The 19,855-nt window shown below is 54.8% G+C and carries 30 protein-coding genes and 2 pseudogenes; 30 read left to right on the forward strand and 2 right to left on the reverse strand.

Annotated features, from left to right (window positions below; translation table 11 throughout):
- Positions 1-81 precede the first annotated feature (81 nt).
- The 19 genes and pseudogenes from M2422_RS23050 (at position 82) to M2422_RS23140 (ending at position 11,842) form a co-directional block, all read left to right on the forward strand.
- The gene (locus M2422_RS23050) at positions 82-510 is read left to right on the forward strand and encodes an antirestriction protein (protein ID WP_259142984.1); all 429 of its coding nucleotides are present in this window, start codon (positions 82-84) and stop codon (positions 508-510) included.
- A 42-nt stretch (positions 511-552) separates the two neighbouring features.
- On the forward strand, positions 553-963 hold the full coding sequence (locus M2422_RS23055) for a hypothetical protein (protein WP_259142985.1): 411 nt from the start codon (positions 553-555) through the stop codon (positions 961-963).
- Between the two features lie 48 nt (positions 964-1,011).
- Complete coding sequence (locus tag M2422_RS23060) at positions 1,012-1,209, forward strand: hypothetical protein (RefSeq protein ID WP_259142986.1); 198 nt, start codon at positions 1,012-1,014, stop codon at positions 1,207-1,209.
- Positions 1,210-1,982: 773 nt separating this feature from the next.
- Complete coding sequence (locus tag M2422_RS23065; protein ID WP_259142987.1) at positions 1,983-2,255, forward strand: hypothetical protein; 273 nt, start codon at positions 1,983-1,985, stop codon at positions 2,253-2,255.
- Between the two features lie 43 nt (positions 2,256-2,298).
- Positions 2,299-2,664: a hypothetical protein gene (locus tag M2422_RS23070; RefSeq protein WP_259142988.1), complete on the forward strand. Its 366-nt coding sequence runs from the start codon at positions 2,299-2,301 to the stop codon at positions 2,662-2,664.
- A 67-nt stretch (positions 2,665-2,731) separates the two neighbouring features.
- Positions 2,732-4,750, forward strand: coding sequence for a ParB/RepB/Spo0J family partition protein (locus M2422_RS23075; RefSeq protein WP_259142990.1), 2,019 nt, complete (start codon positions 2,732-2,734; stop codon positions 4,748-4,750).
- Positions 4,751-4,787: 37 nt separating this feature from the next.
- Positions 4,788-5,222, forward strand: coding sequence for a conjugation system SOS inhibitor PsiB (psiB, locus tag M2422_RS23080; RefSeq protein WP_259142992.1), 435 nt, complete (start codon positions 4,788-4,790; stop codon positions 5,220-5,222).
- Entirely contained in the window at positions 5,219-5,950 is a 732-nt protein-coding gene (locus M2422_RS23085; protein WP_259142994.1) for a plasmid SOS inhibition protein A, read from the forward strand. The genes psiB and M2422_RS23085 overlap by 4 nt, the downstream gene beginning before the upstream one ends.
- Positions 5,947-6,177: a hypothetical protein gene (locus M2422_RS23090; RefSeq protein WP_032641239.1), complete on the forward strand. Its 231-nt coding sequence runs from the start codon at positions 5,947-5,949 to the stop codon at positions 6,175-6,177. The genes M2422_RS23085 and M2422_RS23090 overlap by 4 nt, the downstream gene beginning before the upstream one ends.
- Positions 6,174-6,398, forward strand: coding sequence for a hypothetical protein (locus M2422_RS23095; RefSeq protein ID WP_259142996.1), 225 nt, complete (start codon positions 6,174-6,176; stop codon positions 6,396-6,398). Before M2422_RS23090 ends, M2422_RS23095 begins: the two co-directional genes overlap by 4 nt.
- 133 nt (positions 6,399-6,531) lie before the next feature.
- A pseudogene (locus M2422_RS23100) lies at positions 6,532-6,747 on the forward strand (DUF5431 family protein); the annotation flags it as partial.
- Complete coding sequence (locus tag M2422_RS23105) at positions 6,695-6,814, forward strand: type I toxin-antitoxin system Hok family toxin (protein ID WP_223156217.1); 120 nt, start codon at positions 6,695-6,697, stop codon at positions 6,812-6,814. The pseudogene M2422_RS23100 and the gene M2422_RS23105, both read left to right, overlap by 53 nt.
- Positions 6,815-7,691: 877 nt before the next feature.
- Positions 7,692-8,006, forward strand: a complete 315-nt coding sequence (locus M2422_RS23110; RefSeq protein ID WP_259142999.1) for a hypothetical protein — start codon at positions 7,692-7,694, stop codon at positions 8,004-8,006.
- 59 nt (positions 8,007-8,065) lie between these two features.
- Positions 8,066-8,527, forward strand: coding sequence for a hypothetical protein (locus M2422_RS23115; RefSeq protein ID WP_259143001.1), 462 nt, complete (start codon positions 8,066-8,068; stop codon positions 8,525-8,527).
- A gap of 87 nt (positions 8,528-8,614) precedes the next feature.
- Positions 8,615-8,815, forward strand: a complete 201-nt coding sequence (locus tag M2422_RS23120) for a hypothetical protein (protein ID WP_259143076.1) — start codon at positions 8,615-8,617, stop codon at positions 8,813-8,815.
- Positions 8,816-8,854: 39 nt separating this feature from the next.
- Positions 8,855-9,646, forward strand: a complete 792-nt coding sequence (locus M2422_RS23125; RefSeq protein WP_259143002.1) for an SAM-dependent methyltransferase — start codon at positions 8,855-8,857, stop codon at positions 9,644-9,646.
- Positions 9,647-9,688: 42 nt separating this feature from the next.
- Entirely contained in the window at positions 9,689-10,024 is a 336-nt protein-coding gene (locus M2422_RS23130; protein WP_259143003.1) for a hypothetical protein, read from the forward strand.
- 686 nt (positions 10,025-10,710) lie between these two features.
- Complete coding sequence (locus tag M2422_RS23135; protein ID WP_259143004.1) at positions 10,711-11,004, forward strand: hypothetical protein; 294 nt, start codon at positions 10,711-10,713, stop codon at positions 11,002-11,004.
- 16 nt (positions 11,005-11,020) lie between these two features.
- Complete coding sequence (locus M2422_RS23140) at positions 11,021-11,842, forward strand: DUF932 domain-containing protein (protein WP_259143005.1); 822 nt, start codon at positions 11,021-11,023, stop codon at positions 11,840-11,842.
- Between the two features lie 28 nt (positions 11,843-11,870).
- Here M2422_RS23140 and M2422_RS23145 read toward each other — a convergent pair whose 3' ends face one another.
- A complete protein-coding gene (locus M2422_RS23145; RefSeq protein ID WP_259143007.1) occupies positions 11,871-12,410 on the reverse strand; it encodes a lytic transglycosylase domain-containing protein in 540 nt (179 codons plus the stop codon).
- A 573-nt stretch (positions 12,411-12,983) separates the two neighbouring features.
- Here M2422_RS23145 and M2422_RS23150 point away from each other — a divergent pair.
- Positions 12,984-13,379, forward strand: a complete 396-nt coding sequence (locus M2422_RS23150) for a conjugal transfer protein (RefSeq protein ID WP_259143009.1) — start codon at positions 12,984-12,986, stop codon at positions 13,377-13,379.
- A gap of 32 nt (positions 13,380-13,411) precedes the next feature.
- Here the strand turns inward: M2422_RS23150 and M2422_RS23155 are convergent, their stop codons facing one another.
- The gene (locus M2422_RS23155; RefSeq protein WP_259143010.1) at positions 13,412-14,053 is read right to left on the reverse strand and encodes an Arc family DNA-binding protein; all 642 of its coding nucleotides are present in this window, start codon (positions 14,051-14,053) and stop codon (positions 13,412-13,414) included.
- A 196-nt stretch (positions 14,054-14,249) separates the two neighbouring features.
- Between M2422_RS23155 and M2422_RS23160 the strand changes: the two genes are divergently transcribed.
- The 10 genes and pseudogenes from M2422_RS23160 to M2422_RS23210 all read left to right on the forward strand — a co-directional run bounded on the left by M2422_RS23160 (position 14,250) and on the right by M2422_RS23210 (position 19,820).
- Entirely contained in the window at positions 14,250-14,603 is a 354-nt protein-coding gene (locus M2422_RS23160) for a type IV conjugative transfer system pilin TraA (protein ID WP_259143012.1), read from the forward strand.
- A gap of 2 nt (positions 14,604-14,605) precedes the next feature.
- A complete protein-coding gene (gene traL, locus M2422_RS23165; RefSeq protein WP_045343954.1) occupies positions 14,606-14,908 on the forward strand; it encodes a type IV conjugative transfer system protein TraL in 303 nt (100 codons plus the stop codon).
- 5 nt (positions 14,909-14,913) lie between these two features.
- Entirely contained in the window at positions 14,914-15,495 is a 582-nt protein-coding gene (locus M2422_RS23170; RefSeq protein WP_259143014.1) for a type IV conjugative transfer system protein TraE, read from the forward strand.
- 11 nt (positions 15,496-15,506) lie between these two features.
- Positions 15,507-16,247 carry a type-F conjugative transfer system secretin TraK gene (gene traK, locus M2422_RS23175; protein ID WP_259143016.1) on the forward strand — a complete coding sequence of 247 codons (741 nt, stop codon included), beginning with the start codon at positions 15,507-15,509 and terminating at the stop codon, positions 16,245-16,247.
- Entirely contained in the window at positions 16,244-17,647 is a 1,404-nt protein-coding gene (gene traB, locus M2422_RS23180; protein ID WP_259143019.1) for an F-type conjugal transfer pilus assembly protein TraB, read from the forward strand. The genes traK and traB overlap by 4 nt, the downstream gene beginning before the upstream one ends.
- Positions 17,648-17,710: 63 nt before the next feature.
- On the forward strand, positions 17,711-18,115 hold the full coding sequence (locus M2422_RS23185) for a hypothetical protein (protein WP_259143020.1): 405 nt from the start codon (positions 17,711-17,713) through the stop codon (positions 18,113-18,115).
- Positions 18,116-18,290: 175 nt separating this feature from the next.
- A pseudogene (locus M2422_RS23195) lies at positions 18,291-18,440 on the forward strand (conjugal transfer protein TraB); the annotation flags it as partial.
- Between the two features lie 19 nt (positions 18,441-18,459).
- A complete protein-coding gene (locus M2422_RS23200) occupies positions 18,460-18,891 on the forward strand; it encodes a hypothetical protein (protein ID WP_259143021.1) in 432 nt (143 codons plus the stop codon).
- The gene (locus M2422_RS23205; RefSeq protein WP_259143022.1) at positions 18,884-19,351 is read left to right on the forward strand and encodes a hypothetical protein; all 468 of its coding nucleotides are present in this window, start codon (positions 18,884-18,886) and stop codon (positions 19,349-19,351) included. The genes M2422_RS23200 and M2422_RS23205 overlap by 8 nt, the downstream gene beginning before the upstream one ends.
- A gap of 64 nt (positions 19,352-19,415) precedes the next feature.
- On the forward strand, positions 19,416-19,820 hold the full coding sequence (locus M2422_RS23210; RefSeq protein ID WP_259143023.1) for a hypothetical protein: 405 nt from the start codon (positions 19,416-19,418) through the stop codon (positions 19,818-19,820).
- The last annotated feature ends 35 nt before the right edge of the window (positions 19,821-19,855 follow it).

Here is a 19,855-nt window from a genome sequence, read left to right on the forward strand (position 1 = left end):
CCTGTGTCCTCCGCTTTTCGCCGGTCTGTCGTGTCGTCACGGCGATGCCGGAACCGAGAATATGTTAACCGTGGAGGATCTATGAACCAGACCGTGACCTGTGATGCTGTTCGTCTTGAGGGGGCGCAGCGCCTGACTTTCCTGCCTGATTTGTTTGGCGGCGATTTTATGACGTCCGAGGCATCCGTGTACGCCTACGCCCGGCGCTATTGCCCCGAGTATCAGGGGGGATTCTGGCAGTTTTACCGGCTGCCGGAAGGCGGCGGATATATGGTGCCCGACGTGGAGAGCCTGACCCTGTGCAATCCGGACAACTGGTTTGAGCAGACAGTCAGCGGGGAAGTGGCGGGGATCATCCTCACGGCGCTGGTACTGAATCACCGGAGCTGGCACCACAGTAACCATGACCATGAGGAACTGTGCCGCCACTTCTGCCGCCGTTATGAGCAGCTTATGGCATTTGCTGATACCCATCCGGAAAGCGCCACCATCTGGCGCGCCCTTGACTGACTGACCACGGGCGGCGATGCCGCCCGATAAAAGGAGAAAAACATGATCGGTACAGCAAGAGAAATTGCGCTTGAAATGTTCAGATGTTCCGACCTCGATGGCGAGAAGTACGTTTTCGCCAGCTGGGACAGCAATGATATCCGAAGCATTTGTGTGGACTGGGATCTGAGCAGTGACGAGATCGAAACGATTATGGACAGGCTGAGTACCACGCTGGATTGCGGCGGCTGTGTGTCTCTCATTCATGGCATCGTGGAGAAAATGATTGAGGAGAAACGGGCACACCGCACCGTGACCATTCCCGCAGCCTCGCTTGCAATGGTCATGCAACTTGCAGGAAGGGAAATGCAGCGTATCGCCGTATGTGCGGAGGATGGCGGCGGATCCGCAGAAGAAACCCTGAAAGAAGAAAATGACGTCATGATGAGCCTGCGCGCTGCGCTCGAGGCCTGACAGAGAAACCGGAGGCGTTGCCTCCGGAAACTAAAAACGGAGCACACCATGCAACTGTCACCGGAAACCCGCAGTATCCTGCGCCAGTATAAAACGCGCATCAACGAGCGACGGCGCGGATCCGGACTCAGCCCCGTAACCACAGCGAAAGTGCCGGATGAGATCTGCGAATCTGCTACCCGGCAGTGTGCCGTCTGTTTTTGCGGCCACTTCATTCTCCAGGGCGGTCAGGGCGACGGACAGTAAATAATCCGTGCGGGGCATATGCGCCGCCTGTCCGCGTGCGAAAACCCTGTCACCCCTTCGGGCTGACGGGGCGTGAAGGCCAGCGCCTGCGGCGCTGCCCCCCTCCCGCCCTGATGTTAGCCCGTGGCGATGCAGATGAAAGGCATTGTGAGGGCAAATTGTCACAGGTACGGTCCTGCGTGGCGTGGCGTGGCGTGGCGTGGCGTGGCGTGGCGTGGCGTGGCGTGGCGTGGCGTGGCGTGGCGTGGCGTTGACTCTGAAACCCGATCAGCAAAACCTCTCAGAACACCTCAATCTCTCTTCTGGCCCCCTTCGGCTCCCGGCCCGCGTGGCGGTCCGGTCGTCGAGCCCCACTCCGCCAGGGCAGCTGCTGACGCACCCGCCAGGCTCCGCCGAACCCCTCCGGGTTTCGGGCTGACGCTAGGGTCTGATGGCTGAGGTCAACCCCCGGCTTGCACCGGCCGGGGCCGGGCCGCCCTGACCGCGCCGGCGAAGCCGACGCTTTAAGGCCGCCACGCCGTTCCGCCGTGTCGGGTGCGTGCATCCTGTTCGCCCGGTGAGGCCATCCCCCGTGCGTCCTCACGCGGAGGGCTGGTCGTAGCACCGTCGTGCCGTCATCCGAAGGGTGAAATGTACTCCGCCAAAACTTTTTGCGTGCCGCAAAAACTTTTGTCTGCGCCCTTCTCCTGTCGCCCCGCCGTTGCTTCTTTGCCCTCTGCCGCGAGAGAACTCACCAGGGAGATGGACAACCATCACCACAGGAGAAAACCAGGATGCACACACGAAACGTCAACGTCAAAACCGCCGCTCAGGAATCTTCCAGGAAGATGGGGGAAGAACAAAACCCTGTTTCTGTCGCGAAGGAGTGGGTGGCTCAGGCCACTGCGCTGAAAGCCGGTGTTACCGTCACGGTGTCCGGTGTGAGCCGTTACGGCGATGTTCAGGTGGAGATCCGCACTCACGGATTACTTAACTGGCACGCCTGGTCGTTTGAGCCGGATTTTCTCGCTGAACTTAAACGTAACCTGCGCGACGTGCAGCTTTAATCCGCGACCGGATGTCCGGTCTTAACCCAGAGAAGGAGGAAACATGCAGAACCTTAATTCCCGTCCGGCGACCCGTAAGGTCGGGCAGAGCAACGAAATCGTGAAGCTGCTGCGCATTCAGGCCAGCGACACCCACGTGGTCGAGTTTGACAACGTGGACACCCGTTTTAATGACTGCAACAACTGGCAGGTGATGGCAGGGGGCGAACGCGTCCTGTTCAGCAACCGCATGTACGAACGCTTTTCTGATGTGAAATCGGGGATCGTGGCAACGATTGCCGTATGTGAGAACTGCGCAACGGTATCTGATACCGCGATGCTGGAAGGCGCGAAAGCAATGATGCAGGTACTCGACGGCTATCCGTCCTTTGCGGCACTGGCAGCACACCCGAAACGCATTACTGAATAACCGGATGCCGTGACCGGAGGGGAATCCGGCCACGGCGGACCATCACTTAAACACAGGAGTAAAAATCATGGCCACCACCAATACTACGGCAAAAAACCCCGCAAAATCCACCCGCGCGAAAAAGGCAACGGAAAAAATCGCGCAGTCCACGGAGCAGAAGCTCGTCCAGTTGCTTGCGGACACGCCCGTGCAAATCTTCCCGTACTCCCGTCTGTCACACACCAGACTGAACACGCGCATCATTCCGCATACCGATACGGAAGTGGAAGAGATGGCAGACAGCATTCAGGCAATGGGCATTCTGCAGAACCTGATCGGCGCAGAACTGCCGGACGGTACGATCGGCATTGTGGGCGGGGAGGGGCGCCGCAGGGGGACTGGCATTCTGGTGATGCGCGGTGTGCTCGACGCAGACACGCCCTTTGTTCCGGTGAAGGTCCTGCCTGTGGAGATGGCGGTGGCGGCCTCGATGATCGAGAACGGCAGACGTAAAAACATGCACCCTGCCGAGCAGATTATCGGTTTTCGCACTCTTGAGCAGGAAGGTAAAACGGCCTCGCAGATCGGCGCACTGATGGGCTACCACCCGCGCCACGTTCAGCGCTGCCTGAAGCTGGCGAACCTTGCCCCCTCCCTGCTGGATGCGCTGGCGCGGGATGAAATCACCCTTGAGCATTGTGAGGTGATGACCCTTGCCGAAACGCATGAACGACAATTGCAGATCTGGGAGGAAGCGAAGGCGCAGTGGTACGGTCGTGTACCTGCTCCCCAGACGCTTCGCAAAATGGTGACGGACGACAAGATGGCCATCAGTCATCCGATGTTTGAGTTTGTGGGGGAGGAAGCCTACACCGCCGCTGGCGGTGCCCTGACCGCCGATCTGTTCAGCGACAGGGACAGCACCTTTGCCGATGCGGCACTGGTCAAATCACTGCTGGGTGGCAAGCTCACCGTGCTCGCCGCGCGTCTTAAGCAGGAGCAGGGCTGGGGCTGGGCTGAGTACCGTATGACGGAACTACGCTTCAGCGGTGAGGACACTGAACTGTACCGTTTTGCCATGCCGAAAGCTGTCCTGACGGAAGAAGAACAGAAGCGCGTCAGTGAGCTGGAAGAACAAATGGACGCTACTGAAACCTACGATGACGAATACGAGCTTCAGCAGCAGATCGATGACATTTACTGCAAGGCGGAATACCGCGAAGCCACGCCAGAATTTCGCGCCGCGCACGGTATCTGGGTGTCATGGGATGGTGACAATTTTCGGGTTCAGCCGGGTATCCGCAGGCTGACCGACGAGGACAGGGCCGCAGAAGCACAGGCGCGTCAGGAACGTGAAAACAATGTGATCAGACACACCACGCCTGACATTCCCGCTGACGCCTATCCGGCAACGCTGGTTAAAGCCATGTCTGCCGAGCGTACTCTCGCCGTTCAGGCGGAACTGGCGGGTCGGCCCGACGTATCGGTGGCACTCCTGACGTGGACGCTGTGTCTTGCGCTTTTTGATCGCACCTACGGCAAGCGCAATGAACCGCTGAAAGCTTCCGTGTCCTCGAATCAGTATCACCTTGCATCACTGGCTCCCTCCGGTGAGGAAGGTAAGGCGCTCACGGCGCTCAGGGCACAGAAAGAGGCGTTACAGGCAACGCTGCCTGAAGACTGGCATCTCGATTTTACCTGGCTGCTGTCATGGTCAGCAGAGCAGGTGAACACCCTGCTGGGATTCTGTGCGGCGCACGGTATCAACGGCATTCAGGAGCGTATGTATAACCATACGGCGAAAAGCGAACTGGACGGGCTGGAAGCGGCGCTGGACTTTGACCTGCGTAAATGGTGGCAGCCTGATGCAGAGAGCTACTTCGGCAAGCTCACGATTGCCCAGATTGGCAAAGCCTATGAAGAAGCCGGACTCAGCGCCCGTGCGGGTGAAGTCGTGAAGCTCAAGCGCCGCGATGCAGCGAAGGCCGCCGAACAGGATCTGAATGCTCAGGGCTGGCTGCCTGACTGGATGGTGCGCACTGCGCCAGCCGCTGAGGCTGAAGACGCCACTGAAACCGACGCTGACACCACTGACCACGCTGCTTAATACCGGAGGCCGCCGCCTTCGGGCGGCGGGAACAGACATGACCATGCAATATGACCTGAACCGAATCAACACCCTGACTGCCTCCGATCTGGAGTTTATCCGTCAACAGGGTGAGGACGCGCGCCGCGCCCTCAGCGATGCCGTGACCGGCCTCCTGTCGACACCAGAAGGATGGCGCGTCTGCGCCGAATTCCGCAGCGAGTTTGGTGGCTTCTTCCCCGTCCAGTGCCGCTTCAGTGCTGACGGCAGTGATGACTGGCATCTGTGCGTGTGCAGCCCCGGCGAAGTCTCGCCCTACTGGCTTCTGGTGCTGCTCTCATCCGGCGGTGAAGTGGTGCGTACCCTTTACCAGAGCGACACGCTCCAGCCTGAACGGATAAGTCAGCTGATCGCTCAGCTGGCAGGTATGCGCCGCTTTAACTGCACTGCCAGTACCGTGGCGAACCTGATGAGCGGGGAGGTGACAGCATGATCCCGTCCTCACACGCGCTCGTTTCCCTGAAGCCTGCCCGTCAGGCGGCAATACAGGCTATCAGCCATGTTGAGTCTGTCCGCGAACGCGGCGCACGACTGCCCGCCATGCCGTATGTGCGTACCTTTCTGCGCCTTCTCACGGGTAGCGGACGCCTCAACGCCACGGTGGCCAGTAAAATACCTGGCCTGCACTGGGTACCAAACAACCGCCATTCGAACCTGAAACAGGTCGAGGAGGCGCTTAACACGATGATCGCTACCGGTGGCGAAGCCTGCCCGCTGCCCCTCACGATTGATGTACAGGCCGAACTGTTTCCTGAAGTCATGCACACCCGCACAGGCAGACGGCTGCACAGGTCCGGCATTAAGACCATCCGCCAGCTACGCCGCCAGTCCCGCGAGTTTGAACAGCGCTGGAAACTGCGCCAGAACCTGCTGGAGCAGGCAAAAATAGACCTGGATTTTCAGTCGCCGGAAACCGTCTGCACCTGGTACACCCGTTGGAGCGACGAGTTTGACGCGACAGAGCTTGCCGGACCGTTCTGGCGCTGGCAGTCGCGGTTCGCGTCGCTGAAGGAACTTGACTGGCTTCGCATCAGCGGCGAGCCGCTGTATGCAGTGATGTACGAAATCCCGTTTATCGTCCGGGAAACTCCGGAGAATATCCGTACTGCTGAACGCTGGCAGGTCCCGAACAAGCTGCGGTATCAGCAGGGGGCAGAATGAGAAACAATCCCTGCAAGACTGAGCTGAAGGTTGCCCGCAGCCAGCGTAATAAGCTCCGTACCATGTCAGCAAAGCTGAAAGAGATGTGCTGCGAGTGGGACGGGCTGAGTGGCTGGCTGGAAACCGAAAGTGAGCAGCTGGCTGAGAGCATAGACAGGCACCTTGAGGCGCTCGAAGATCAGATCCGGGAGTGGTCAGAAGGTACGGATAACCGGGAGGGATATTGAGCATAATCAGCCGCAGGTTCGATAAAAAAGAGACAGGAACCGTGTTCCGGCATGCCGAAAGCGGGAAGATCCTGTACCGTCTCGATGCCCGGCTGGAGCGTGATGACTGGGAAATGGTGCAGGCGATGATCAGCCTTGTCTATAACGCTGGCGTGGCCGCCGGAAGCGAACAGCGAGCCGCTGATATCCGTAAGTCTCTGGGGATTTCAGGGAGTGAATGACACGGAAAAATGATGAGGATTTATACAGTTTTCAGACTGTTATTCCTGGGCAGATGATCAACAACGGGATATAATGGCGATGGCGCTTGAGGCTTTTTGCCTCATGACGTGAAGGTGGTTTGTTACCGGTTGTGTGGCAAAAAGAAGAAAGCCCCGTAGGAAGTTAATTTTCATTAACCAACCACACGAGGCCATCTGCTTGACTAGACACCAACAGAATAGCCTCTTAGCTGCCGCAAGGCAAGGAGAAGACGGCTATGAAACTGCCACGAAGTACCCTGATCTGGTGTGTATTAATTGTGTGTCTCACACTGCTGATATTCACTTACCTGACACGGAAATCGCTCTGCGAAATTCGTTACAGGGACACGAACAGGGAGGTGGCGGCTTTCATGGCCTACGAATCCGCTAAGTAGCCAACCCCGGCGGGGGGAAACCCCCGCCATTAAGGGGCTGAGGCTGTCTGGACATGCCTGAAGCGCCTTTATGAAGGGGTTACCGGTTCACCGGTAGCCCCTTTTTCCTTCCCGACGCGACCGCACGCCTGAACCTCCGGGAAGGGCTGTTCCCCTCCGGGGAACGGGGGAAGGGGGACGCGCCTCCGGCGCTGCCCCTCTGCTCCCTCCCGCTACTCTTCGCAATATCCTTTTCTGCCAGATGTCGCTGAATGAATGTCGTCGTGATCAACCTGCGCATACCGGGCTTCAGCCTGCCTTTCCCCAAGCTATTCATTCCGACTGTGTGAAACGGTGTCCTGCCGGTTAACTTTCTCAGCTGCAAATCAATGATGACCAGAACCAGAAGAACGGGCAGGGCGATGGCCCCCTTCGGCTCCCGGCCCGCGTGGCGGTCCGGTCGTCGAGCCCCACTCCGCCAGGGCGGCCGCTGCGCACCCGCCAGGCTCCGCCGAACCCCTCCGGGTTTCGGGCTGACGCTAGGGTCTGATGGCTGAGGTCAACCCCCGGCTTGCACCGGCCGGGGGCCGGGCCGCCCTGACCGCGCCGGCGAAGCCGTCGCTTTAAGGCCGCCACGCCGTTCCGCCGTGTCGGGTGCGTGCATCCTGTTCGCCCGGTGAGGCCATCCCCCGTGTGTCCTCACGCGGAGGGCTGGTCGTAGCACCGTCGGGTCGTCATCCAAGGGGTGAAATGCACGCTGCCAAAACTTTTAGCGAAAGGCCGCAAAAACTTTTGTCATCGCCCCTTTCCTTCCTCCCTTCGCCGTTGCTCCTTTGCCCTTTGCCGCGAGAGAACTCACCAGGGAGATGGACAACCATCACCACAGGAGAAAACCAGGATGCACACACGAAACGTCAACGTCAAAACCGCCGCTCAAGAATCTTCCAGGAAGATAGGGGGAAAAACCGTGTCGTACACGATCCTCGTCGCTGAGCAGAAAAAAAATTCAGCGGAGGAACCCGACGTTCTGGAGTTCAGCAGCCTTGCGGAGCTGAAGAAACTGCGCAGACGCTGCCCGGAAACGATGCGCTGCACCTATTTCTACGCCCTCAGCAGCGGCGTCGATAAACAGTTTCGCCACATCCACGTGGCTGAAGCTGACCACTTCAGACAGTTTGTGCGCCTGATCGCGCACACAGGTATCGATATTTAATTCCGGTTTACCCGTGCGGCAGCCGCCGCACGGAACCTAATCAGACAGGAGCCAGGAAAATGAACGTTAACACCCTGACCGCTGCACCAATGGCCTTTTTCGTTCCGTCACATAACGCCGTTTATGACCGCGCAACACAGCTGGATGGCCAGTGGGTCACGCAGCGTGACGCGAAAACGCTGGAATCCCTGCGCCGTCTCTATCCGGATGCGAAGCTGATCCCCGCGACTCAGGTACAGGAAAAGCAGAATGACGGCTATCGCCGTCCGTGGGCAGAAATTACCGAAGCCCGGTATATCAACCAGCTGGAAACGCTGCCGCTGACGGACTGGTGCAGAGGGTACGGCGGGGAGTCGTTCAAATCGATGGAGTTTACGGGCGGGGATGTGACCGCAATTTTTGTCCGGTACGGAGAGCGCTTCTTTGAGTGCCATGACCTGCACACCCGTCATCACCGGGAGCTGATTGGCGACGTGATCGCCCGTTTCTGTCTCGATGCGCCACTGAATTCAGCGCATTAAAAAAGCAGGGTTGCCCCTGCTTTCTCAACGCCGGGTAGCCGCTGTAACGGTGAACCGGCAATCACAACCAATGTAAGGAGATTAATCGTGAATCTTGACCCGCAAACTGTCGCACAGGCGAAGGCATTTGTAAATGCCCTCCGTGCCGGAAAACGCGCGCGCGTACCCGCGCTGCGCTTCTCACAGTGGCAGCCGTTCCTGTCCGTGGTAAATGCCGAAACGGGCTACGCCGTCGATGCTGACTGTGGTCTGGCTGTCAGCGTCTATCCGGCGCTTGGACTGGCTTAACAGGAGACGGCCGCCCCCGGCGGCCGGTAAGGAGAAACTATGTCACAACTGAGTTTTGAATCCCTGTTCCAGGCAGACCAGATTGACCCGCAGCCGCGGGCTTCCACGCCTGCCCGGACGATGTCACCCGCTGAGGCGCGTAAGCAGTTCGCCAGCGTGTTCCGTAGTACCGCGCCATCTATGCGTCGCTCTGAAGTGTTCCGGGACTTCATACAGCTTGCTGCCAGCCAGCTGGATTTGGCTCGGGTGCGAACGCCAGAGGGCATGGAAAGCAGCTATCTGATCTGTAAACGTTATGAGCCGTCCGATTTAGACGCCATGAAACAGCTGTTCTGCCTGTTGGTGGAGGGGCTGGCGGGTGACATTCATGATTTTCTCGGCGCCCTGTATATGGAGCAGGAGCTGGGCGCGGATGAAATGGGGCAGTATTTTTCACCGTCCTGTATCTCCAGCCTGATGGCCGGAATACTCATGCCCGGCGCTCAGGAGACGATAAAGCGTGAGGGATGGTTGACGCTCGATGAGCCAGCCTGCGGCAGCGCCGGAATGGTCATCGCCTTTGCATTCTGGATGGCTGAAGCGGGATATAACCCGTCAGAACAGCTGTACGCCACCTGTACCGATATCGATCCAATGGTGGCTGATATGGCCTTTATCCAGCTGGCACTGCTGGGTATTCCCGCGAAAGTTGTGACCGGCAATACGCTGACCCTGAAAGCCAGCCGCGTGCGTTATACCCCCGTGTATTACTTCAATGACTGGCAGGGACGTCTGGCATTTCGCAGTCGTCTGGATGCAATGAAAAAATTTCTGGCCACCGTGGCCGCCTGACTGACAGAGCGGCAGAGCAGACCTGCTGCAGGGAGAGAGAAAATGACAAGCAACACACTGAACGGCATTCCGGCGACCGTGCTGGAGACAATGGCAGAACGCCTGAACGGACAGCCTGAACCGGTAAAAATCCGCAACAACGATGATCACGCCGCGCTGGCTGCAGATGTGCTGTGGAAATTTGCCCGTAAAACAGGGCTGAACAGGGAAAGCGAAAGCGTGCAAACCGTTATCACGGATTTTCTGGCCAATCTGTTGCACCTGTGCGAACAGTGCGATCCGGACGGGGCGGGCATCGAGGGGTTTAATGCCCTGCTGAGTATGGCCATGATGCATTATGAGCAGGAAAACGGAGGTGAAAGCGAAGAACCGATTTGAACGGAAATCTGTGCCCCGGTGCATGTCATCGGGGCAACCGCACAAACCTCTTTCCCCCTTCGGGGAAGCGGGGAGGGCGAAAGCGCCTCCGGCGCTCCTGCCTTTCCCCGCTACAGTGCTTCTCTGTTTCCCTGTAATCAGAACCGGCGTCCTGCTGGTTAACTTTCTCAGCTGCAAATCAATGATGACCAGAACCAGAAGAACGGGGAGGGCGATGGCCCCCTTCGGCTCCCGGCCCGCGTGGCGGTCCGGTCGTCGAGCCCCACTCCGCCAGGGCGGCCGCTGACGCACCCGCCAGGCTCCGCCGAACCCCTTCGGGTTTCGGGCTGACGCTAGGGTCTGATGGCTGAGGTCAACCCCCGGCTTGCACCGGCCGGGGGCCGGGCCGGCCTGACCGCGCCGGCGGAGCCGTCGCTTTAAGGCCGCCACGCCGTTCCGCCGTGTCGGGTGCGTGCATCCTGTTCGCCCGGTGAGGCCATCCCCCGTGTGTCCTCACGCGGAGGGCTGGTCGTAGCACCGTCGTGCCGTCATCCGAAGGGTGAAATGTACTCCGCCAAAACTTTTTGCGTGCCGCAAAAACTTTTGTCTGCGCCCTTCTCCTGCCGCCCCGCCGTTGCTCCTTTGCCCTTTGCCGCGAGAGAACTCACCAGGGAGATGGAAAACCATCACCACAGGAGAAAACCAGGATGCACACACGAAACGTCAACGTCAAAACCGCCGCTCAAGAATCTACCGGAAGATGTGATTCAGACCTGACAACGTCCCAGTTCATGGATCTATTTTGCTGGGTACTGGCAGCGTCGGAAGGGGAGCCACAACCGGCAATTTTTACCCCGCCAGAGAATGCCACTGAGCTGACGTTAATTAATGACGAATGCCCGGATTATATCTCTGTCTGGGTTGTAGAAGGTCACCCGGTAGCAGCAGCAATGCCGCTGGATAATTTTCATCGCGTTATTTCATCATCTGTAATTAAATAATCAGGAGTAAACAAAAATGGTCAGTTTCGCAAGCCGCTATCGTATGCCAACCTCTATCCGTAAAGACCGCCCGCTGACGAATGACGAATTACAGCGCATCGTGCCGAGCGCGTTCTCCGGGGATAAACACGATTCACGCTCTGAACGTTATACCTATATTCCGACCATTAATATTCTTGATCGTTTACGCGAAGAAGGTTTTCAGCCTTATTATGCAACGCAGTCACGTACACGTGACCTGGATAAACGCGATTTTACAAAGCATATGCTTCGCTTGCGTCGTCATGACCAGATCAATGGAAAAGAAGTACCGGAAATTATTCTGCTGAATAGCCATGATGGTTCAAGCAGCTATAAAATGATCCCTGGCATGTTCCGTCAGGTTTGCAGTAATGGTCTGGTTGCATGGAAGGATTTTGGCGAAATCCGCGTGCCCCACAAAGGTGATATTGTCGGGCAGGTTATCGAAGGCGCTTACACGGTGCTGAAAACTTTTGACGCGGTTGATGAAAATATTGATCTGATGAAAAGCATTCAGCTCACACTGCCTGAGCAGCGCCTTTTTGGTGCTACCGCTCTGGAACTTAAGTACGACGGAAAACCCGCGCCGATTACGCCGGAGCAAATTATTAACCCTCGCCGCGTCCTCGACAAAGGTCAGGATTTATGGACCACGTTTAATGTCGTGCAGGAAAATGTGATCCGTGGGGGGATTCGTGGCAGAACGGAAAAGGGAAAGATGACCAGAACGCGGGAAGTCACCGGAATAGATGGCGACATCAAATTAAATCAGGTGCTCTGGAAAATGGCGGAGGAGTTCGCAAAACTGAAGTCCTGAAAATTAAGCCGCCCGACAGAGCGGCTTTTTAGTGCCCGCTGTTTAGCGAGGCCGTTTCTGCAATTTTACCCTCATACTCCTTTCTCACAGCTGGCACGTGACGTTCAGAAAGTAACATTTTTCTGGCCAGCAATACACGGTATATATTTTTGATATCCTGTGCATAGGCCTTGCGCTGTACAACGAGTTTTTTGCTCGGCCCCGTATTATACATCCCCACGCTGTCCCAGTTTTTTCCGTATGACCGGAAGTTGTGCGCCAGCACCCATGCTCCCGTATAGACACAGATACAAGGATCATTTAACAGGCGCTCACGGGTGATATTAAAGTTTTTAAGTTTACCGTAATGGGAACTGTTTACCTGCATCCCGCAGACATCTTCTGTTCCATTCCTGTTTGATCCATTTATCGCCCCCGCTTTCAGCCTGCTCTCTTTAATCGAAATTGACATAAGCAGCAGCGGATCAATTTGATAATCTTTCCCGGCCTGATCAAAGCACATCTGCGGAGCTGCGCCAGCAGAAAGTGAAAGGGTCAGCATTGCCGCAGGCAGTAACGTTATTTTCATGTTTTGACCTTTTAACGAAATACGAGGCCCCAGGAGAGGCGCTTTAAAAAATACCCCGCCCGATCGTCGTAATCAAGTTAATTCACTACAAACGCGCGTGAGCGCTCTGAGGCATGCAATCAGCCCTGGTGTGAAATAACAAAAACAAACCAGATGGAGGTATTAACATGCCGCTCTTTACTAACCCCTTAAAACATCACACCCCACGCAAGACTTCGTCTTGCAGATTTTTCGTTTAATATCAGCGATATGCCTTAAGCAATTTTGCGCGAATATGGAGTATAGCCGGTAATTGTCGTACATACCGACACTACACTATCGTATAAACCTGCTACCTGTTAGTGTCGCTATGTCACACACGTATCGTACAATTGTAGATACGCTGCAAATACATTGAATTATATATCGCACAGTGTCACACTATCGCACAACATAGTGCTGGATTGTACTACTGTACAGAACAGAAATTTACAGCAATATCAAACCATTATATCCTCGCGCAGCAATCGGGAAATCCACCTACAGGCCATACATAGTGTCGGTTCCGACACTAACTTAAAACAGGTAAGAAATATGGGAAGAGTCGGCATCTACCTTAAAGATAAAATTGAACGCGAAGTTCGCGATATTGTACAGCAAGACCTGCAAAACGGCGCAACCGCAGGAGAAGCAAACATGTCAGCCACCTGCAACGAGTTAATTCGCCTCGGGCTTCTTGTTTATAAACGAGACGGTGATGACGGCAATCAATTTGATATTGAAGGATATCGAAGGGACCTGATACGAAAAGCAGCCGGCTCACGAGAAGGCACAGTTCTCATAGCAACACTTCTTGCTGAGATGTATTTAAAAATGACAGGAAAAGACGGAGAGGGAAGCCTGGAAGATACTCTCGATATGATTATCAGTGGTATCAATACCGCAGAAGACGAAGCGGAAACAAGACACTTTATCAATGAAAAGAATTAAATCAGTGAGCCGGAATCTCCGGCCCACATCGATCACTGAGAAGAACTTTCATCCCAGGGAAGGTCGCTTCCCTCAACCTCTTTTATTCTCTTTTTAAGATAGATTTCAAACTCCATACAAAGCGCTTTAAGCGCCTGCGCATCCTCGTTCTGTTCAAGTAAGCGCTCCGTAAAATAGCCCAGAGTATCCATCAGACGGGTGAGCATTTCATCATTCAGGCTACGGTTATGCACCTTTGCCATCGCCCTGATTTCATCAGCAAGATTCTCAGGAATTCGCATGCTATAGCCTGTAGTTTTTCCTGGCAGTAATATTCGCTCACCTTTACGCCAGACCCACAACTGCTCCTGATGGGGTGGAATTTTATTTCCCTCAACGTGATTACCTGACCCGCCATCCAGTAAATTTTCCAGCCACTCATCAAACCTGACCGCCAGTGCAATGAGCTTTTCACCTTCCGCCGTTTTAATGACTGGCTTCCCCGGCTGATAATTAAGGGACAATAATAACCGCGCAATAATCTCCTCGTTAATACTCCTGTTACCAGCTCGCGCACATATTCTCAGCTCCATAAGCAAATTATCGGGCGCACGCAGCCTCCACTCCACAGCCTCCCCCGGCTGGAACTTCCTTGGACGGCCGCGACCATCCCACATTTTCTCTTTAACTTTCATAGCTATAGATCCTGTAGGCCATTTCTCAACTTTCTGGCCTACAAAGCCTACTCACTTACATATTCAGATAAATCCGAATACCTTCTAAAAATGTGACATGCGTCACAGTTTTTTTTTTTTAGGGTCATGGGACAATTGCGCCCGCGTAAACAAGCACTTACGCGAACCACTTTTGTTTACTTCGGAGAAAACAAGCATGTTAACCAAAGGCAGTGCCCTTAACGTCGGTAAGGGATGGGCGGTAGCGTCTTTATTCCGCAAAGCAATTGAATATCGCCAGACTAAATTTTACTTAAAGACAGTCGGCGCATTTGTTTTTGCACTTCTGGTCACTCACCCGGCATTTGCATCCGGTACTGACCTTCTCGCCTCCCAGAACACTACAGTTAATTCGACTTTCGGTTCTGGCTCATCAATCGTTAAATGGTTTTACCTCGGGGAAATTCTTTTCGGTGTCTTCATTTATATGAAAACACGCTCCCCACTCACATTCCTGGGTGTGCCACTGGTAATCATCGCAACACGCATTGGTTTTGCGATTGCGAGCTAACCATGAGCGGGGAAGAGGATAAATACTACTTCCCGGAAACTCTGAACCAGCAGGACCGCTATTTCGGACTGCCATTAGATGAAATTATTATTGTTGCCCCTCTCGCCATACTGGGCATCCTCAATAATATGTCTATTGAACTCTCCATCATAGCGGGCCTGCTCTGGTTCCTTGTCAGGTATCTGAAGAAAGGGCAGGGGTCATACTGGTTACTTAATTTCTGTTACTGGCACCTGCCCTCACTTTTGTTCAAAGTAACTTTTCGCCAGATACCTGATTCAAGTTTCCGGCACTGGAGGGCATAAATTTTATGAAAATGAAAATTAAAGGAGAGCGCGATAAAAACCTTGCTTATGGTTTTATTGGTCTTTCAGCATTAACCATACTTTTGGCTGCTGGAAATGTATTAACCGGTTCACTGGCCTGGTATTTTGCAACCACCCAGAAAACCATCACCACCCCGTTAACGTTTAACCGCCCTTTCGCATCAGATTCTAAAAGTGTCGATGCCACCGGCCTGACACAGTTCGCCGCTTCCTTTATTTACTGGCGGCTGAATGTCAGCCCGGAAAACATCGACATTAACCAGAAAATCATTCTTGGATTTGTCCCTTCCGCCGAGCGGGACGCACTCAAGAAAGCCCTGGACATTGAAACTGACCGAATCAAAAACGCGGGCATTACCACGCAGTTCATCACGAAAGAGATACGTGTTACGGACGATGATACCGTGCAGTACAGCGGGATTCTGAAATCCTCCACCACCAACGGCGCAATCATCACGCCACTGAAAGACCAGGAAAAAACCTACCAGCTGAAACTGAGTTATGACAATGGTGTGATTAACCTCCACAGCTTTGAAGAACTCAAGCCGGTATCCCCCACTAACTGACAGGACTGCCCATGAAATTTCGCATTTCACCGGCAGCTGCTGCTGTGTTTATGGCAGCGGGATTATTCACAAGCGGCCTCCGGGCCGCTTCCGCACCCGCAGCCATTCCGTTTGAGAACGACGCCGCCTTTAACGTCACACTCAGCAACACCAACCCGAGCAAGGTTGTTGTCGACGGAGAACTCATTACCAGCATCAGCGGACCAACCGGTGCCTATGACCAGAGCACAACCGACGACGGAGCGCTCATTCTGTCTCCGCTCGTTGGCCAGAACTTCACGTTATTCATCCAGACTGACCGCGGTTCATCCCTGAGCCTGAACGTCAGGCCGCAACCGGGTAACGGCAAAACATTGCGCTTCACCCCAATGTCACCACCACTTCGTAAGAACGACGACGCGAAGGCATGGGAAGAAGGGCAGACCTACGAAAAAACCCTGGTCGCACTGTCCCGCGCCGTAGTCAACGGACAGGTGCCGGATGACTACCAGGAATATCCGGTAAGTCGCATGCCAGCGTACACACCCGCCAGTGATGTTCGTCTGACACCGGAACGCCAGTTCGTCGGCAACCATTTGCGCATTGTACGCTTCCGCATGAGCAACCCGGGCAGCATCACCCGCAGCCTGCGCGAGCGCGATTTCTGGCGTAAGGGTGTCAGGGCCGTGATGCTGTCGCAGAACCAGCTCTATGCCGGTGGCGAAGGTTATGCCTGGATTGTGTTTTCAGATGACGGAGTCACCCGCCCATGAACCTGAATGAAAACCTGAAAACCCGCCGCAAGCAACTGGCCATCCTGGCTGCCGTTATAACGGGCGGCGCGGCCGCAACGGGCGGTGTTATCTGGTACGGACAACACCAGCAGGAGCAGAAGCAGCCCGCACCGGTCGCTACGCCAAACATGACCGGCGTCGTCACCGCAGCATTTAACCAGCAGGTTAACGATGCCGCACTGGCACAGCAGCAGGCCAAAACCTCCGCACTTGAGGATAAGCTCACCACGCTTACCCAGCAGTTTGCACAGAACAAGCTCATGACCGAACAACAGCTGGCCAAAAAGGATGAAGAGATTCAGCGCCTGAATGACCAGCTTACGAAAGCCCCCGGCAGCAACCAGACCACTGGCCAGCAGACACCACCTGCAGGTCAGAACGGAACACCACTCCCCGGTCCGGTTGCTGCCGGCCAGGCCCGACCTCCCGAATACACTGTGACCCCCGCAGGCACACCGGCCGCCACCGGTGTGAATATGGGGCAGGGCGCAGCATTCTATCCGGGCGGCTCCGGCCAGCGCATGACAGGCGGCCTGAACACCACAAAGTTCAGTTACGAAAGCCTGAAGAAAAAGCCAACTAAACTACCCTGGATTCCGTCTGGCTCCTTTTCTGACGCCATCATGATTGAAGGTGCCGATGCCAATGCCAGCGTCACCGGCCAGCAGAACACCCAGCCCGTAACCATCCGACTGTTGGGTAATATCCAGATGCCCAACAACAAAGAGTACAGCGCAGACGGCTGCTTCGTAGTGGGGGAAATCTGGGGCGATATCTCCAGCGAGCGCGGCATTGTCCGGACAAAATCAATCAGCTGCGTACTGAAAAACGGCAAGCACGTCGATATGGAGTTCGACGGCCATGTCAGCTACCAGGGGAAAGGCGGTGTTCGCGGCAAGCCGGTCATGCGAAACGGCATGATTGTGGGCTACGCTGGCGCGGCAGGCCTTCTGTCCGGTTTTGGTGAAGGGATCAAGTCTGCCGCCACACCATCAGTGGGACTTGGTGCCACAGCTGACGTCGGTGCCGGCGACGTGTTTAAACAGGGCTTAGGTGGGGGAGCGAGCAAGGCGGCCGAAACGATGAGCCAGTACTGGATTAAACGCGCTGAGCAGTATCACCCGGTGATTGATATTGGTGCCGGTAACCGTATTACGGTTGTGTTCCAGAAAGGCTTCCGCCTCGAAACCCTGGAAGACGCTGAAGACGAAAAGGCAAAGGAAGAACTGCAGAAAGCCGGCAACGCCGCGCAGAATGCCGTGACGCCGCAACCTGCAAGCCAGACCACTGCATCCAGCACCACCTCCGTAGGCAACATCAATCCTGATGACGTTCTCCGGCAGGCCAGCCAGCTGCGTCTGGGCGACACTATCAACTGATGCAAGACTCTTACAGCCCGGATAAAACAAAATCCAGCTCAAAAGGGGAAGGCGGAGGCCAACATGAAGCGTGATATCGGAATTGTTATTCTTTTACTGTCGCTGAGTTTACCAGCAGGGATGCTGCTGAATTTTATGACTTCACCTGAATATGACATTCCGTCACGGGCCGTTAAAGATTCAAACACTCAGAAAGAGGCTAAGGACACTGCTCAATTTGAGAGTATGGAACGAGAATCTACAGCCCAGCCAAATGCATGGAAAGCATATCAGCAGGTGTCTGACGCAGTCCCTGATGACGCACCCACAGAGCTGCAACACCGTTATCGCAGCCTCGCGGTTTCACTGGCACTTAAGGCTGCAATGGCCTGCACGCCAGAAGCCCTCAGGCTCATCGAGCGTAACGACGTGATTGAGTTTAGCGTACTTCGATCATCGTTAGTCTCCTCCTGCAGAACCGCTAAATAAGGTAGCTGGAATGCGTGAAGAAAAGCGTAGTAACGGCAAAACATTGCGCTTCACCCCAATGTCACCACCACTTCGTAAGAACGACGACGCGAAGGCATGGGAAGAAGGGCAGACCTACGAAAAAACCTTGGTCGCACTGTCCCGCGCCGTAGTCAACGGACAGGTGCCGGATGTGGGTGAAATCTGGGGTGACATCTCCAGCGAACGCGGCATTGTCCGGTCAAAATCAATCAGCTGCGTACTGAAAAACGGCAAGCACGTCGATATGGAGTTCGACGGCCATGTCAGCTACCAGGGGAAAGGCGGTGTTCGCGGCGACACCATCAACTAATGAGGTACAAAAGATGAAATCATTCATCCGTGAGACCAGGCGTAAAGACAAAGCTCTGACAAGAATCCGGGAGGACCTTGATGACTGGAGCGCCGGCCGATCAACGCCGGTACAGCGGTTTTTCGTAACTGCATGGGTATTCATGATTCTCACAGGAGGCGGTCTCTTCTTGCATTACTGGCCAGCATGGGGATGGATATTTCTGGCAGCCTGGTCTGCCCTGAGTAACCTGCTGCTAAGAAAACTCATACCACGCAAGACCGAATCGTGGGAGGCCGTGTTTGATGAAACGCTGTCATCCTACAAACCGGTTAATCAGGCAGCCTGGGAAAGACTGAAACTGCAGGTTGAGAGAGAGGGACTGACGTTGGCCGCAGTCAGAAGCTGGTTTCAGGAAGAAGCGATATCCGTCTGGCCAGAAGAGAGAGCAAGCAGGAATGCGTGATGAAAAGCGTAATAACAATCTGCTCAGGAACATGCGGATGCATATTGCTGAATGGGAGGCCGGACGGCCCACCCCGGCAGGAAGCCTGTTCATGTTTATCTGGTTTGTCTCCTTCACCGGTACCGTAGTCGTCACGGTTTCGGAGTTCCGCCCGTCACTTTTGACGATGAGCCTCCTGGTTGTCTGGTTTTTTCTGAGTCAGATGATATGCAGGCGAATTGTCCCACGCCACAACGAAAGCTGGGCGGAGGTATTCGACAGGGTGCTTTCTGTTTATGAGCCCCTGAACCTCCCCGCCTGGGAGCACCTGAAGCACCAGGCTGAACAAGAGGGGCTGACGCTCAGCATTGTCAGCAGCTGGTATCAGGAAGAAACGAGGTCCGTCTGGCCAGAAAAGAAGCCTGACCTGAAGTTCCTCCATAAAACTTCTGACCGCAGCGTGAAAACAGGAGATGAGTGAAGTGTAATTCGGCAGTACCCCTAATTGTCCCGTCAACCCTGTAATTCATTACACTGGAGTGTCTATGTCTGCAATCAGGACACGTTCTTCATTGCTCAAAATCCTGTATGACTACCGCCACGTCGTCTTTTTAGTGCTTATTTATGCGACTGAAATGACGGTATGGGCGGTTTTGAATCTGAAGGGACTCGGCGACAAGGACTTTTCCACATGGCGAATCTTTCTGATCGTCAGTGTGTTTATCATCATGGGCAGCGCGAGAGTTTATTATGGTTCCGATGAGCCATGGATGATGTTTGTAGGAGCCCTGGCACCTTGGATTATCTCGCCAGTTGTGATCATCGTAGCTGGCTTCATACAAATGAATCTGGATTTTCTGACGATCGACTGGTTTTATTTCTGCGTGTTAACCAGCTTTGCCATGCAATTCATTGTCATATCTACAAGCCGTCTTTACCGATACGGATAAATCTGCGTCACCTCTTTACACATAAATCTGAATTA

This window comes from Enterobacter sp. SLBN-59 (assembly GCF_024807915.1).
In the GTDB taxonomy this organism is placed as follows: Bacteria; Pseudomonadota; Gammaproteobacteria; order Enterobacterales; family Enterobacteriaceae; genus Enterobacter; species Enterobacter asburiae_B.

Coding starts and splice junctions, on each gene's coding strand:
- M2422_RS23050 (WP_259142984.1), top strand. CDS start 82: ATGAACCAGACCGTGACCTGTGATGCTGTTCGTCTTGAGGGGGCGCAG.
- M2422_RS23055 (WP_259142985.1), top strand. CDS start 553: ATGATCGGTACAGCAAGAGAAATTGCGCTTGAAATGTTCAGATGTTCC.
- M2422_RS23060 (WP_259142986.1), top strand. CDS start 1,012: ATGCAACTGTCACCGGAAACCCGCAGTATCCTGCGCCAGTATAAAACG.
- M2422_RS23065 (WP_259142987.1), top strand. CDS start 1,983: ATGCACACACGAAACGTCAACGTCAAAACCGCCGCTCAGGAATCTTCC.
- M2422_RS23070 (WP_259142988.1), top strand. CDS start 2,299: ATGCAGAACCTTAATTCCCGTCCGGCGACCCGTAAGGTCGGGCAGAGC.
- M2422_RS23075 (WP_259142990.1), top strand. CDS start 2,732: ATGGCCACCACCAATACTACGGCAAAAAACCCCGCAAAATCCACCCGC.
- psiB (WP_259142992.1), top strand. CDS start 4,788: ATGACCATGCAATATGACCTGAACCGAATCAACACCCTGACTGCCTCC.
- M2422_RS23085 (WP_259142994.1), top strand. CDS start 5,219: ATGATCCCGTCCTCACACGCGCTCGTTTCCCTGAAGCCTGCCCGTCAG.
- M2422_RS23090 (WP_032641239.1), top strand. CDS start 5,947: ATGAGAAACAATCCCTGCAAGACTGAGCTGAAGGTTGCCCGCAGCCAG.
- M2422_RS23110 (WP_259142999.1), top strand. CDS start 7,692: ATGCACACACGAAACGTCAACGTCAAAACCGCCGCTCAAGAATCTTCC.
- M2422_RS23115 (WP_259143001.1), top strand. CDS start 8,066: ATGAACGTTAACACCCTGACCGCTGCACCAATGGCCTTTTTCGTTCCG.
- M2422_RS23125 (WP_259143002.1), top strand. CDS start 8,855: ATGTCACAACTGAGTTTTGAATCCCTGTTCCAGGCAGACCAGATTGAC.
- M2422_RS23130 (WP_259143003.1), top strand. CDS start 9,689: ATGACAAGCAACACACTGAACGGCATTCCGGCGACCGTGCTGGAGACA.
- M2422_RS23135 (WP_259143004.1), top strand. CDS start 10,711: ATGCACACACGAAACGTCAACGTCAAAACCGCCGCTCAAGAATCTACC.
- M2422_RS23140 (WP_259143005.1), top strand. CDS start 11,021: ATGGTCAGTTTCGCAAGCCGCTATCGTATGCCAACCTCTATCCGTAAA.
- M2422_RS23145 (WP_259143007.1), bottom strand. CDS start 12,410: ATGAAAATAACGTTACTGCCTGCGGCAATGCTGACCCTTTCACTTTCT.
- M2422_RS23150 (WP_259143009.1), top strand. CDS start 12,984: ATGGGAAGAGTCGGCATCTACCTTAAAGATAAAATTGAACGCGAAGTT.
- M2422_RS23155 (WP_259143010.1), bottom strand. CDS start 14,053: ATGAAAGTTAAAGAGAAAATGTGGGATGGTCGCGGCCGTCCAAGGAAG.
- M2422_RS23160 (WP_259143012.1), top strand. CDS start 14,250: ATGTTAACCAAAGGCAGTGCCCTTAACGTCGGTAAGGGATGGGCGGTA.
- traL (WP_045343954.1), top strand. CDS start 14,606: ATGAGCGGGGAAGAGGATAAATACTACTTCCCGGAAACTCTGAACCAG.
- M2422_RS23170 (WP_259143014.1), top strand. CDS start 14,914: ATGAAAATGAAAATTAAAGGAGAGCGCGATAAAAACCTTGCTTATGGT.
- traK (WP_259143016.1), top strand. CDS start 15,507: ATGAAATTTCGCATTTCACCGGCAGCTGCTGCTGTGTTTATGGCAGCG.
- traB (WP_259143019.1), top strand. CDS start 16,244: ATGAACCTGAATGAAAACCTGAAAACCCGCCGCAAGCAACTGGCCATC.
- M2422_RS23185 (WP_259143020.1), top strand. CDS start 17,711: ATGAAGCGTGATATCGGAATTGTTATTCTTTTACTGTCGCTGAGTTTA.
- M2422_RS23200 (WP_259143021.1), top strand. CDS start 18,460: ATGAAATCATTCATCCGTGAGACCAGGCGTAAAGACAAAGCTCTGACA.
- M2422_RS23205 (WP_259143022.1), top strand. CDS start 18,884: ATGCGTGATGAAAAGCGTAATAACAATCTGCTCAGGAACATGCGGATG.
- M2422_RS23210 (WP_259143023.1), top strand. CDS start 19,416: ATGTCTGCAATCAGGACACGTTCTTCATTGCTCAAAATCCTGTATGAC.